Below are 11,929 nucleotides of genomic sequence, written 5' to 3' on the forward strand. Positions count from 1 at the left end.
GATCATCGGCATCGTCCTCACCTCGACGCTACTCAGCCCGCTGACCACCCCCGTGACCCTGTCGACCGCCGCCCTGCTGGCCCGGGGCCACTACGCCGCCGACCTCGGCCGGATGGCGCATGCCGGCGGCGGCCTCTTCGCCGCGATCACGGTGACCGCACCCTGCCTGGCCGGACTGCTGGCCCAGCGCCTCACCCCCGGCACCTGCCGCACCCGGGCGCTGCCGTCCCTGAAACTGATCACCTTGCTGGCGGCGGTAGTGCTGACGTACACCAACGCCTCCGGGGCGCTGGGCAGCCAACTGCTGCACCCGCAGCCGCTGTTCATCGCCGCCTCGCTCACCGCGGCCGCGGCCACCTGCCTGGCGGGCCTGGCCTGCGGCTGGGGTCTGGCTCGTGGTCTGCGCCGCGACCGCGGCGACGCCCTCGCCATCACCCTCGCCTCGGGCATGAACAACAGCAGCGCGGGCGCGGTCTTCGCCAGCACGCAACTGCCCGCCCACCCGCAGGTTCTGATGCCCATCCTGGCCTACAGCCTGTTCCAGAAGGTGGGTGCCGGGGCGGTCGGCAGCATCCTGCTGCCGCGCGGGACCCGACCGGTCGCCACGGCCGACCGAACGGCGCACCGGTTGCCCTGACCCCGTCGCCGGCTCCGTACGCCGCGGGTCGTACCGCGGATCAACCTGACGGCGCAGCAGACGGACCCCCAGGTCCCCCCGCAGGCCGTCGCGCGGCGAGGACGCCGCAAGCACGATGAAGGCACACACTTCCACTCGTCCCCTTCTTCCCGAGGAATCCTGATGATCGAAGCGCATGCCCTGACCAAACGCTACGGTGAGCGCACCGCCGTGGCCGACCTCAGCTTCACTGTGCGGCCGGGCATCGTCACCGGGTTCCTCGGTCCCAACGGGGCGGGCAAGTCCACCACGATGCGGATGATCCTCGGCCTGGACGCGCCCACCTCGGGCAGTGTCACGGTCAACGGCAAGCCGTACGCCGAGCACCCGGCGCCGCTGCACGAGGTCGGGGCGATGCTGGAGGCCCGCGCCATCCACACCGGCCGCAGCGCGTTCAACCACCTGCTGGCGCTGGCCGCCACCACCGGCATCCCGCGCCGCCGGGTGGACGAGGTGGTCGACATCGTCGGCCTGCGCGAGGTGGCCCGCAAGCGGGTGGGCGGGTTCTCGCTCGGCATGGGCCAGCGGCTCGGTATCGCCAGCGCGCTGCTGGGCGACCCGGCCACCCTGGTACTGGACGAGCCGGTCAACGGCCTCGACCCGGAGGGAATCCTCTGGATCCGCAACCTGCTCAAGGACCTGGCCGGCGAAGGGCGCACCGTGCTGCTGTCCTCGCATCTGATGTCCGAGATGGCGCTCACCGCCGAGCACCTGATAGTCATCGGGCGCGGCCGGCTGATCGCCGACACCTCGGTGGCGGAGTTCGTCCGGGACGCGGCAGGCGGCTCGGTCCGGGTCCGCACCGACGACGCCGACGGCCTGATGCGGGAACTCACCGGCCCGGACGTCAGCGTCGCGTCGCTGGGCGGCGGCGTACTGGAGGTGACCGGGCTCAGCAGCGACCGGATCGGGCGGATCGCCGCCGACCACGCCATCGCTTTGGCCGAACTCACCCCGCAGCAGGCCTCGCTGGAGGAGGCGTTCATGGAACTCACCAAGGATGCAGTGGAGTTCCAGGCGCCCACCCGTGAGAAGGAAGGACAGCCGGCATGAGTACCCTCACCCCCACTGCCCCGGCCGCCGGGTCCGCCGCGAGCCCTGCAGTTTCGCGGGGCCGCGTCAGCCAGGCCCGGGTGCTGCACTCGGAGTGGATCAAGCTGCGCACGCTGCGGTCCACCTTCTACACGCTGATCGCGGCCGTCGTCGCGCTCATCGGCTTCGGCGCGCTGTTCTGCGCGGTCACCGCCAACCACTGGCCGCACATGCACGCCGGTGAGCGGGCGCACTTCGACCCTGCGCTGACCAGCCTGCGCGGCTACTTCCTCGCGCAACTCGCGATCGGCGTGCTCGGCGTCCTCGTCGTCACGGGCGAGTACGCGACCGGGATGATCCGCGCCACCATGTCCGCGGTGCCGCGCCGGCTGCCGGTGCTGTGGGCCAAGGCGGCGCTGTACTCGGCCGTCACCTGGGTGCTGATGACCGTCGGCGCCCTGATCGCCTTCCTGATCGGGCAGGCGCTGCTGTCGTCCCAGCACATCGACACCACACTGAGCGCGCCCGGTGTGACCCGCATGGTGTTCGGCGTCGGCCTGTACCTGACCGTGGTCGGCCTGCTCGGTGTCGCCATCGGTGCGCTGATCCGCAACACCGCGGGCGGGATCGCCACCGTCTTCGGTCTGCTGCTCGTCCTGCCGGCGCTGGCCGAAGCGTTGCCCCAGTCGTGGAACAACGCCATCAGTCCCTACCTGCCGAGCAATGCCGGTCAGGCACTGATCTCGCTGCACCGCGAGGCGCACACCCTGGCGCCGTGGACCGGCTTCGGTGTCTTCTGTCTCTACGCGCTGGCCGCGCTGGCCGGCGCCGCCGTCCTGCTCAAGCGCCGCGACGCATAAGTCCGGCGCGCCGCTGTTCCCTTGGGCGGGCACCGGAAGTGGCCCAAGGCGCATACCCGCGGGCACCGCTCGGCTAGGACCGGGCGGTGCCCGGTGCCATGCCTGACGGCCCGGTGTCATCGCTGGTGGCATCTTCGACGTCGAGCAGCCGCCGCAGCAGTGCCTCGTCGCCCCTCGACAGGCGTGAGACGAACCCGGCCAGCACGGCATGGCGGTCAGGCCCGCGCTTGTCCAGTTCGTCGTGCATGCGGGCAGCGGCCAGGCCGGCGGCGTCATGCTTCGGGGTGTAGGAGTACGCCCGGCCGACACGCCCGCGCACCACGCTGCCCTTGCCGTGCAGCCGGGCCAGCACGGTGGCGACCGTGCTGCGGGCCAGGTCGGTGCCGACGGCGCGCTGCACATCGGCCGGAGTCATCGAAGCGCCGGCCGTCCACAGGACATTCAGCACAGCGGCTTCCAACTCCCCGGAGTGACGGCGCGGGGTGGCTCCAGGCTCGGCCATGTCAGCGTTCTCCTCTTCTATCGTCTACAGTCATGTAGAAGGTCTACATCACTGTAGACGGTCGCGCGCGGTGCGGAGAGACCCGCGCCCTGCCACTCGCCCGCGGAGGTGCTGCTCGCCATGGTTCTCCCGTCCCCCCAACCGGACTCCGGGCCGGACACCCCGACGCCGCACCCCGCCACGGCACGCACCCCTACCTTCGCCCTCGATGTCCTGGCGGCAGCCGTTCTCGGCATCGCGCGGGGCATCCCGCTGACCCGGCTGTCCGGCCGGGCCGCCACGCCAGTCACCTCGGCGAGGAGCGGCCCATTCCGCCGGGTGGTGGAAGCCCGGTGACGCCGCCGCTGGGCCGTACGGGCTCCCGGGCGATCGTTCTGATCGCCGGTCCCGCGCTTGTCTTCCTGCTGCTCCTGGGCGAGGTCGGGATACGTCATGGCGCGCCCATCGGGCCGGATCTGGCGATCCATCACTGGGTGGTGCACCACCGGTCGTCCGATCTCACCACGCTGGCCGGTCAGCTGACGTCCACTGGCACCGGCCCGATCCCGTACGTGGCGGCGATGATCGCCGGATGGACCGCTTGTCCTCGCTCGGCCAGGCCCAAGCAGGAGGTGCTGGCGGCGGTCGCCGCCGTTGCCGTCCTGCTCGCCGGCCAGGGCGTGCGGGCGGCAGTGATGTCGGTCCTCGCCCGCCCCCGGCCGGCCGTCGCGGACTGGGCGGCGAGCGCCAGCGGTTACGCGTTCCCGTCCGGCCACACCACGACGACGGCTCTGACAGCGGGACTCGTCGTGTGGTCCGCCCTGCGCAGCGGCGCGCCCCAATTCGTCGTGCGCGCCTTCCTGGTGGTGTGCGCCATGTGGGCCGCCCTGATCGGCGCCACCCGGGTCTACCTCGGCGTGCACTGGCCCACGGACGTCATCGGCGGCTGGCTGCTCGCGGCCGCCTGGCTGGCGCTGACCTTGCCGCTCCTCACCCGGCTCGTCGACAACACGATCCTTCACCGGTCTCGGCAGGTGGTGCCGGACGGCCCTGCCGGGCACGGATAGAAGGTCCCCGGACTCGCTGTTCGCCGACCGCGGCGACGTCCTGGTCGACTTCACCGGCGGATGGATCACCCGGTGTACGGGACCCGTAACCGTCGGCCCCAGGTCCCGGTTTGCTTTCAGGGAGGCAGGGAAGGTCCCCACGCCGGACGGATACCGCTGCCCGGAGCCGTCGGATGTGCTGAAGGAGCAAGGCCATGCGTCACCTGACCTTCATCGTCGGGACGGGGCGTAGCGGGTCGACCGCCCTGTCCGGCATCCTCAACATGCATCCGGACGTACTCAGCCTCAATGAGTTCATGGCCTCGGTGGGCTCTTCGGCACTGCCCGACGGCGCCCTCACCGGCGAGGAGTTCTGGCGGCTGTTGGCCGAGCCCAACCCACGGTTCGAAACGATGATCCGCAGCGGGTACCCGATGCCGGAATTCCTCTACACACGAAGGCCCGGCCGGTTCGCGACACGCGCCACCGGCATCCCCGCCCTCGCCCTCATGGTCCTGCCACACCTCACTGACGACCCGGACTCCCTGTACGACGAACTCGAAGCCCAGGTCACCGGCTGGCCGCACCGCACTGCGCCAGAACACCACGAGGCGCTGTTCCGCACCCTGTGCGCACGGTTCGGCCGGTCCGTCGTCGTCGAACGCTCGGGCTATTCCGCGCACCGGGTCCCGCTCCTGCGGGCGGCCTTCCCCCACGCACGGTTCGTCCATCTGTTCCGGGACGGCCCCGACTGCGCTGTGTCCATGAGCCGCCACCCCGGCTACCGGATCATCTACCTCCTGCGGGACATCCTGGCCCGGACCGGCGCCACGGACGTGACCGGCCTGACCGCCGACCAGATCCGTTCCCTGCCACCCGAACTCGCGGCCCTGCTCACCGACCGCTTCGATGCCGCCGCCGTGCGGGACCGTCCGATCCCCGTCCACGAGTTCGGCGCACTGTGGTCACAACTGGTCACCGACGCAACGGTCCTCCTTCACGAGGTACCCGCTCAGCTGCGCACCACGCTCGCCTACGAGGACCTCCTCGGCGCCCCCCGCCGTGAACTGGCCCGTCTCGCCGCGTTCATCGGCGTCGAGCCGCTCCCGACCTGGCTGGACACCGGGGGCCAAGCGCTGGACAGCAGCCGTGTCGGCATTTCGCGACGGCTCTCTTCCGGCGAACTGACCGCGCTGCGAGAACGCTGCGCCCCCGGCGAGCGCGCGCTCAAGAGCCGTTGCCCGAACCCCGCGACATGACACCGTTCCGAACCTCTTGTGTTTCAGCTGCCTGGACGTCGGCGTGATGTGGCTGTGGCACGACCTTGACCGCTTCGCGTTCCATGTCCACCGCCGTGAGGCCGGACACGAGCCGTACCGGAGCGGTACGCAATTCGCGCGAGAGGCAGCACAGTTGGCTGGTCTGGCGGGAACCGTGTCAGGGATTACCGAGCTGCGCTGACCCGCGCGTCCACGTCCAGGGAGACGGCCTCCAGAGGGCCTCGCAGGCCGTTCAGTCCTCCTATGGAGTCGGCGGACCGTCGAGAAGAATCGCGACTGGAGGCGGTGGTGCCTGCTCAGCCGTCGGTTAGTTCGCCGACGAGGAATCCTTCGGCCCAGTGGGTCTGGCCCACGGTGTACTCGTGCACGTGGAAGCCGTTGGGATGGTCCCTGAACCCGGGTAGAGTGCGCGCCTGCTCGATGCGTTGTTCCGCCCGTCGCTGGCTTGAGTACAGGCCGAGAAACGTGAAGCTGTCCTCGCTGTCGTCCCAGAAGAGCGGTTCGCCGTCTTCCATGAAGTCGACGGTGGTGGGAGCGCCCGGCTCGTCCGCGAAGTGATGCCTGTGCACCAGGAGGTAGAGCGTCCGGTTCATGAGTCTCGCCCAAGCCCTTCCGGGTACACCGTGACGAACCCCTCGTTCCACAAATTCTCGTCCACCGTCACGGGTACGATCTCGAAACAATCAGGTTCGTCTCGGAACCCTGCAAGCTGCCTGGAGACCTCCCGCTGCCTCTCCGCGACTGCCTGGTTCGGGTAGATGCCGATGATCCTCCACTCCTCCTCGTCCCGGTGGATGGTGCCGTCCGCATCGAGATGGATGACCCGTTCGTCCTGCTCCACCGCGAGATGGCGCACGTGCCACAGCACGTAGGGATCGCCGTCAGGTTCGTGTTCGTCTGTCATCGCGGGAATTCTCCCTTGCTGGTGTTGTGTCCGGCGGGTGATCAGAAACGCGAAAAGTGCCCCTGACCGCAACGATTGGACTTGTTTAGGGTCCAGGTCGTCACAGGAAAGAAGCACTCTCCAGGTGCAGAAGCGTATCGGGTCCTACCCGCGTGTCCGCACCGAGGGCGGTGGTCGCGGGGTGGTCTCCCACGCCGGTGGTGTGCTGCTGATCGAGACGATCCGCAAGACCGGCCTGGACCAGGCGATATCGGCGGCGCCGGTTGGACGCCTGCACCACCAGGTCCTGGAGGTCATCAACCCGAGCGGCAACGGGCGGTGAGGATTTTCCCCCACGACGGCCACTTGTCGACGGTGAAGTCGTCTACCAACTCGCAGCCGGAGCAATGCTCAAGGCCCGTGGATCGGCCTCGGCACGGGAAGCGGGTCCTGGCCGGGGTGCGGGGTCTTCCGGCGCTGGCGCGGCGGAAGGTGGGCATCAAGCCGCTGCCGCCGGGCCGAGGTGGACGACAAGTTGGTGCCGCCGGCGTGGCGCAGGGCGGTGTACGCCAACCCGGATCTGCCGCAGGGCGCGGTGGACCGGGACGCGTACGTGGTGTGCGTGCTGGAGCAGCTGCACCGGGCCCTGAACAACCGCGACGTCTTCGCCGCTCCGTCGCACCGCTGGTCCAACCCGCGAGCCCGCCTGCTGGACGGGCCCGACTGGGACGCGGTCGAGGAGGATGTCCTGGCGGCCCTGAGCCCGGACATGCCCGTCACCGAGCACTTGGCGGAGCTCGTGCGGGGCCTGGACGCCGGATGGAGGCGGCTCGGCGCCCTCCTTCGTCCAGCTCGGCGATGGCACCACCCGGAGAAGGACCTGCACACCTCGGTGGTAGCGCTGCTGGTGTCCGAGGCGTGCACCATCGCCACGGCAAACGCCGCTCTCATCGCCGCCCAGGCCGACATCCCGACGGGAGACCGACAGGCAGGCGGCTGCGGGCGGAGCCGTGGCGCTCGCACCGCCGGACGCGCGGGGTGGACGTTGCAGCGGGGTCAGTGGGGGGTGGTGGCGACAGCGAGCCCGAGGCCGATCAGTGCGATGCCGCCCGTGCCGCCGATCATCGACAGGCGCCGGTCGGAGCCGGCGAACCAGGTTCGGGCCGCCGAGGCACCCAGGCCCCAGACGGTGTCGCAGACCAGGCCGATCCCGGCATGGATCAGGCCAAGGACCATCATCTGCAACGGGATGTTCCCCGCGTCGTGGTTCACGAACTGTGGCAGGACCGCGGCGAAGAAGACCAGGCCCTTGGGGTTCGTGGCGCCCACCAGCAGGCCGTCCAGGACGGTGTGCAGATCACCGCGCCGTTCGCCCTCCCCGGTCGTCAGATCGGCGCGCAGCCGGCCACGGTGGCGGTACGCCTGGACACCGAGGTGGACGAGGTACGCGGCGCCGGCCAGCTTCACGGCGGTGAACACGGTGGTCGAGCTCTGGACCAGGGCGCCGACGCCGAGTGCGACAGCGAGGACGAGGGCGTAGCAGCCCAGGAGGTTGCCCAGGACGGTGGCGAGCGCGGTGCGGCGGCCGTGCGCGAGGGCGCGGCCGACGACGAACAGGACGCTCGGGCCGGGGATCGCGATCACGACGAGGGACACCGAGGCGAACGCGAGAAGGCTTTCCGTCTTCACCATGAGCTGGGACTTCCTGATCTGTGCCGCGCGACCGGCGAAGAGGGGTGTGGTGGTGTGAGCGTGACGAGGGGTGGGCCCGGCGCGGATGGGACGGCTACCGGGAAAGGGCGCCCACCTGGGCGCGGGGGAGGCGGGCCAGGTCGGCGGAGTTGATCTGGAGGGTGCGGTCGGCCGATCCGGCACCGCAGTAGACGGGCCGGCCTGGGTTGGCGACCGCGGCATCGATCAGGCACCGCACCCCGGGCCGGTGGCTGACCGGAGGCACGCCACCGGGCACCAGGCCCTCCGCGGCGAGCAGGCCGGCGTCCGCCGCGCGCAGCCGGGAACGACTGGTGCCCGAAAGAGCCGCCAGACGGGCGAAGTCCACCCGATCCGCCGCCCGCAGCACCACGAGCAGCAGCGAGAAGTCCGACGTAGCGAAGGCGAGCGTCTTCACCGCCTGCGACCAGGGGAAAGGCAGGGCTTGGCGCTCGGCGACACTGTGCGCCGCGGCATGCTGGTGGACGGTGTACGGGCAGCCGGCAGAGTCCAGTACGGCCTGCCAGGGCGCTTCGGGCGTACTCATGGAGTCACCTGCAGCCTTTGCTCGAAACGGAAGGGAGTCGACCCGCGGCCGGACGGCGCGCGATCCGCTCCTGAGCCTGACCGGGACGACCGGTTCCGATCAACTGATTGTGAAATCCTGCAATCGTGATCACCCTGCGCTTCGCCGAGACGGCAGAGGAGGACATCGCCTTCTCCGTCTCCCCCCTGCTCGAAGCCGTCCACTCCTGGCACGTCCTCACCGACCCCGGCCACCACGCCCTGCACGTCCCCTGGGTCAGGCGGTGCCGCCGCCTGCCCGCCGCCCTGCGCCGGCGTATGCGCGGGCACGAATTCGTCGTGGCCGACTACATCCCCGCCCTCTTCGAAAGCCGCACCGGTGATCACGACGCCGACTTCGCGGACCAGCTCGCGGCCGTACGGGGCCTGCCGCCCGGTCTGCTGGCCGCCGAACTCGCCCGAACGCTCGTCGACACCACCCGCCACACCGGCGACGACCTCGTCGACGACCACGCCACCCGTGACGCGGTACTCACCGAGTACCGCACCAGCGACCCAAGCCGGGCGGCACGCCTGGAGGGCATCCTCACCGACCCCCTCCCCGTCCTCGACGACGCGCTCACCGTGCTGGAGGACTACTGGGACGCCGCCTTCGCCCAGGAGTGGGAGCGCATCGAGCCCTCCTTGTACGAGTCGATCACCCGCTCAGGCGCCCGGATCGCCCACCACGGCCTGTTCCCGATGCTCCGCACCCTCGCTCCCCAGATCCGCGTGGACCCCGGCCGCCGGACCCTGCGCCTCGACCGTCCGCACGACCACGACATCTCCGTCACACGCGACCACCCCGTGACGTTCACCGCCAGCCACTACGTTTGGCCCCACGTCCGCGTCACCTGCGACGCCCCCTGGCCCCTGCGGATCACCTACCCCGCTCTGCCCCTCGCGCCCGCCTCGACCGCCCGCCCCGCCAGTCAGGAAGACACCCTCACCGCGCTCCGGGCCCTGGCCGCCGCCCCACGCCTGCGGATCGTCACCCACCTCGCCGCCCAGAGCCGCACCACACAAGAACTCGCCTCTCTCCTCGGCCTGTCCCCCTCCGTCACCTCCCGCCACCTCCATCAGCTCACCCAGGCAGGACTCACCACCACCCAGCGCGAGGGCTACTACGTTCTCTACGCCCTCGCCCCTGCCCGCCTCGACCAGATTGCCACCGCCCTCATCACTCTCGCCCCCAGGCCCGAGGACTGAGCGAACGCTGTTGCCAGCCCCCGCGGGCATCGCCAGAGATAGGCCCTGTGTCGGACCCAGGTACCTCCAGCCGCCTCCACCCGCTCCAGCGGCCGAAGTTCCACGAGCTGCTCACCTACGCCCCGCGCATCCACGACGGCGCGTTCTCCGCCCCATGGACCTCACCGTCCGCCACCCGCGCACCGGCGAGCTGCTGTCCACCGTGAAGTTCATGGTGCAGACCCTCGCCGCCGCCGGCGAACTCCAACGCAGTGGGGTGCTCGCGCGTCACGGCCGCTTCGGGCCCGCCCCACGCGAGTCTTCCGGTTCGACGAGACCGTCGAAGCCCACCGGGCCATGGAGGCCGCCGAGCCGTGGCCTTCCCTGTAGCCGCCCCGACTTCCACAGCCGCTCGGTCCCCGAGAGACGCGTAGGCCGATACCTGCGTGACCATGCTGGCCGCGTAGCCGGGGCGGGAGGCGTCGTAAAGCTCGGCCACCACACCGAACACCTTGCTACGGGCATGCTTACCAGCCGGTCAGCAGCAGGTGGTTGACCAGGAGCGCGACGATGGCCTGGGCGGCGAGCCAGGCGCGGTGGTCGCGGCGGGGGAGGAGGGCGGCGGTGGCGGGCAGCCAGAGGGTGAAGGGGAGCCATATGCGTTCGGTCTCGGCCTTGCTCATGCCGGACAGGTCGGCGGCGAGCATGGCAAGGAGGAATCCGAGGGGGAGCAGGACGCTGGCGACTGCCTGGCGGTCCCCGCGCTGCCACCGGGCCCCGAGGGCCCTGCCCGTCTGGACGGGTGCGCGGTTGCCGCCCGTCCACCAGGCTCGTACCCCGCCGGGCACCGCGGCCAGCGTCCTGCGCAGCCCGGCCACCGAGGCAAGCCCGGCCGACACCACCACGGTGGCCAGGTCCCCGAAGAACCAGTAGCTGTAGGGGCGTACGCCGCCGTAGCCCTGGTAGTAGCGGGTCTTCAGCAGCCCGTATGCCTCCCACCAGTCGAAGCCCGCGGCGGTGAACGCGGCGACCACCGCGGCTGCCCCGGCGAGCATGTACGGGACCGGGCGGGCGGTGCGCGCGCACAGCAGGATCACCAGGCCGGGGACGACCAGCAGGGCCAGGCCGTAGGAGAGATAGGCGGCGGCGCCGAACAGCACACCACTGCCGAGGCCCGCGACGGCCGTGCCCCAGCGGGAGGCGCGGGTGGCCGCGATCGCGAGCAGCGCCAGGGCCCACGCGGCGACGGCGGCGAAGTAGCCGTCCGCGGAGACGCCCACCCACACCGCGCCCGGGGTGAGCACCAGGAACGGCGCGGCGGCCCGTGCCCGCTCCTCGCCGGTGAGCAGGCGCAGGGTCAGCAGGACCGCCAGCGCCAGCGACGTGCCCACGGTGATGGTGAAGGCCGAGGCGACCGCGCCGCCGCCCAGTCCGATCCGGTCCAGGCCGACATAGGTGAGGACGGCGCCCACCGGATGCCCGGCGACGTGGGTGGCCCAGTGGTGGTCCGGTGAGTCGGCCAGGATGTGGTCGGTGAAGGTCCGCACCGCCGGCCCGGCGTCGCGGAACCGCGATATCTCCGTCAGGTACTCGCCGGAGACGGTGAGCCGCCCGGCGATGCCGCGCTGCCACCCGTCCACCAGGGCCAGCGACCACGTCCACGCCATCGCCGTCGCCCACGCCGACCACAGCAGCCCGCGCCAGGACAACCGGGCGGCAAGACCAGGCCCGTAACCGATGACAAGCACCGCCACGATGACGGCCAGTGGGGTACCGGGTCCGGCGTGCGGCCGCCACCAGGCCTCCAGCGGCGGCCACGGCGACTTCAGCAGATAGCTGTCGCGTTGCAGCCAGGCCCCGATACCGGCCATGACCAGGAAGAACAGTGCCGCCGCGCCGGCCGCCACCAGGTCCGGACGACGGTCGGAAGATGTCGCCCGGCCGCCGTCGGCAGGTGGATGCGGGCCGGCGCCGTGCAGCGGAGAGGGGGAGAGACTCACGCGTCGCACCCTAGGCAGTCGCCGGCCCGCGCCGGTCGTGTCGCGGCAGCACGTCAGAGTTTCGTCATGAGTTGCCGACCCGCCAGGCGCCCTGCCCGGACCTAGTGTCGCCAGGCATGAAAGTTTCCCCCCGCCTTCCCGCGGGCCCTTGGCGCAGTCCCCTGCGGGGCCCGTGGCTCACATCGGTGTTCGGGCTGGTGCTGCTCGTG

Annotated in this window: 13 protein-coding genes and 2 pseudogenes; 9 read left to right on the forward strand and 6 right to left on the reverse strand. The window is 71.0% G+C overall.

Annotated features, from left to right (window positions below; genetic code table 11):
* The 3 genes from GA0115240_RS15845 to GA0115240_RS15855 all read left to right on the forward strand — a co-directional run.
* Nucleotides 1–637, forward strand: a 637-nt coding sequence (locus tag GA0115240_RS15845) for a bile acid:sodium symporter (RefSeq protein WP_346267946.1), incomplete at its 5' end; no start/stop codon positions are given.
* Between the two features lie 162 nt (nucleotides 638–799).
* Nucleotides 800–1,729, forward strand: a complete 930-nt coding sequence (locus tag GA0115240_RS15850; protein WP_093737319.1) for an ABC transporter ATP-binding protein — start codon at nucleotides 800–802, stop codon at nucleotides 1,727–1,729.
* A complete protein-coding gene (locus tag GA0115240_RS15855) occupies nucleotides 1,726–2,568 on the forward strand; it encodes an ABC transporter permease subunit (RefSeq protein WP_093737320.1) in 843 nt (280 codons plus the stop codon). The genes GA0115240_RS15850 and GA0115240_RS15855 overlap by 4 nt, the downstream gene beginning before the upstream one ends.
* Nucleotides 2,569–2,641: 73 nt before the next feature.
* Here GA0115240_RS15855 and GA0115240_RS15860 read toward each other — a convergent pair whose 3' ends face one another.
* Nucleotides 2,642–3,070 carry a BlaI/MecI/CopY family transcriptional regulator gene (locus GA0115240_RS15860; protein ID WP_093737321.1) on the reverse strand — a complete coding sequence of 143 codons (429 nt, stop codon included), beginning with the start codon at nucleotides 3,068–3,070 and terminating at the stop codon, nucleotides 2,642–2,644.
* A gap of 120 nt (nucleotides 3,071–3,190) precedes the next feature.
* Here GA0115240_RS15860 and GA0115240_RS15865 point away from each other — a divergent pair, with 120 nt between their 5' ends.
* The 3 genes from GA0115240_RS15865 (at nucleotide 3,191) to GA0115240_RS15875 (ending at nucleotide 5,354) form a co-directional block, all read left to right on the forward strand.
* Nucleotides 3,191–3,406 carry a hypothetical protein gene (locus GA0115240_RS15865; RefSeq protein WP_141708851.1) on the forward strand — a complete coding sequence of 72 codons (216 nt, stop codon included), beginning with the start codon at nucleotides 3,191–3,193 and terminating at the stop codon, nucleotides 3,404–3,406.
* A complete protein-coding gene (locus GA0115240_RS15870; protein WP_093737323.1) occupies nucleotides 3,403–4,116 on the forward strand; it encodes a phosphatase PAP2 family protein in 714 nt (237 codons plus the stop codon). Before GA0115240_RS15865 ends, GA0115240_RS15870 begins: the two co-directional genes overlap by 4 nt.
* Before the next feature lie 194 nt (nucleotides 4,117–4,310).
* The gene (locus tag GA0115240_RS15875) at nucleotides 4,311–5,354 is read left to right on the forward strand and encodes a sulfotransferase (RefSeq protein ID WP_093737324.1); all 1,044 of its coding nucleotides are present in this window, start codon (nucleotides 4,311–4,313) and stop codon (nucleotides 5,352–5,354) included.
* Between the two features lie 317 nt (nucleotides 5,355–5,671).
* Here GA0115240_RS15875 and GA0115240_RS15880 read toward each other — a convergent pair whose 3' ends face one another.
* Together GA0115240_RS15880 and GA0115240_RS15885 are read right to left on the reverse strand one after the other, a co-directional pair.
* A complete protein-coding gene (locus GA0115240_RS15880; RefSeq protein ID WP_141708852.1) occupies nucleotides 5,672–5,944 on the reverse strand; it encodes a hypothetical protein in 273 nt (90 codons plus the stop codon).
* A 20-nt stretch (nucleotides 5,945–5,964) separates the two neighbouring features.
* Nucleotides 5,965–6,279 (reverse strand): hypothetical protein, encoded by a 315-nt coding sequence (locus GA0115240_RS15885; protein ID WP_093737326.1) that lies wholly within the window; start codon nucleotides 6,277–6,279, stop codon nucleotides 5,965–5,967.
* Nucleotides 6,280–6,403: 124 nt separating this feature from the next.
* Here GA0115240_RS15885 and GA0115240_RS15890 point away from each other — a divergent pair.
* A pseudogene (locus GA0115240_RS15890) lies at nucleotides 6,404–6,538 on the forward strand (IS1380 family transposase); the annotation flags it as partial.
* Nucleotides 6,539–6,669: 131 nt separating this feature from the next.
* Nucleotides 6,670–7,231 (forward strand): annotated as a pseudogene (locus GA0115240_RS39245) (Tn3 family transposase); the annotation flags it as partial.
* Nucleotides 7,232–7,314: 83 nt separating this feature from the next.
* Here GA0115240_RS39245 and GA0115240_RS15900 read toward each other — a convergent pair.
* Entirely contained in the window at nucleotides 7,315–7,950 is a 636-nt protein-coding gene (locus GA0115240_RS15900; protein ID WP_093737328.1) for a LysE family translocator, read from the reverse strand.
* Nucleotides 7,951–8,044: 94 nt separating this feature from the next.
* Nucleotides 8,045–8,515: an aminoacyl-tRNA deacylase gene (locus GA0115240_RS15905; RefSeq protein WP_093737329.1), complete on the reverse strand. Its 471-nt coding sequence runs from the start codon at nucleotides 8,513–8,515 to the stop codon at nucleotides 8,045–8,047.
* Nucleotides 8,516–8,640: 125 nt separating this feature from the next.
* Here GA0115240_RS15905 and GA0115240_RS15910 point away from each other — a divergent pair, with 125 nt between their 5' ends.
* Nucleotides 8,641–9,741 carry an ArsR/SmtB family transcription factor gene (locus GA0115240_RS15910; protein ID WP_093737330.1) on the forward strand — a complete coding sequence of 367 codons (1,101 nt, stop codon included), beginning with the start codon at nucleotides 8,641–8,643 and terminating at the stop codon, nucleotides 9,739–9,741.
* A 506-nt stretch (nucleotides 9,742–10,247) separates the two neighbouring features.
* Here GA0115240_RS15910 and GA0115240_RS15915 read toward each other — a convergent pair.
* Nucleotides 10,248–11,720: a hypothetical protein gene (locus GA0115240_RS15915; protein ID WP_370673344.1), complete on the reverse strand. Its 1,473-nt coding sequence runs from the start codon at nucleotides 11,718–11,720 to the stop codon at nucleotides 10,248–10,250.
* Nucleotides 11,721–11,929: the final 209 nt, after the last annotated feature.

It is taken from the genome of Streptomyces sp. DvalAA-14, from assembly GCF_900091855.1.
GTDB lineage: Bacteria > Actinomycetota > Actinomycetes > Streptomycetales > Streptomycetaceae > Actinacidiphila.

Coding starts and splice junctions, on each gene's coding strand:
- GA0115240_RS15905 (WP_093737329.1), bottom strand. CDS start 8,515: ATGAGTACGCCCGAAGCGCCCTGGCAGGCCGTACTGGACTCTGCCGGC.
- GA0115240_RS15900 (WP_093737328.1), bottom strand. CDS start 7,950: ATGGTGAAGACGGAAAGCCTTCTCGCGTTCGCCTCGGTGTCCCTCGTC.
- GA0115240_RS15855 (WP_093737320.1), top strand. CDS start 1,726: ATGAGTACCCTCACCCCCACTGCCCCGGCCGCCGGGTCCGCCGCGAGC.
- GA0115240_RS15860 (WP_093737321.1), bottom strand. CDS start 3,070: ATGGCCGAGCCTGGAGCCACCCCGCGCCGTCACTCCGGGGAGTTGGAA.
- GA0115240_RS15885 (WP_093737326.1), bottom strand. CDS start 6,279: ATGACAGACGAACACGAACCTGACGGCGATCCCTACGTGCTGTGGCAC.
- GA0115240_RS15850 (WP_093737319.1), top strand. CDS start 800: ATGATCGAAGCGCATGCCCTGACCAAACGCTACGGTGAGCGCACCGCC.
- GA0115240_RS15865 (WP_141708851.1), top strand. CDS start 3,191: ATGGTTCTCCCGTCCCCCCAACCGGACTCCGGGCCGGACACCCCGACG.
- GA0115240_RS15875 (WP_093737324.1), top strand. CDS start 4,311: ATGCGTCACCTGACCTTCATCGTCGGGACGGGGCGTAGCGGGTCGACC.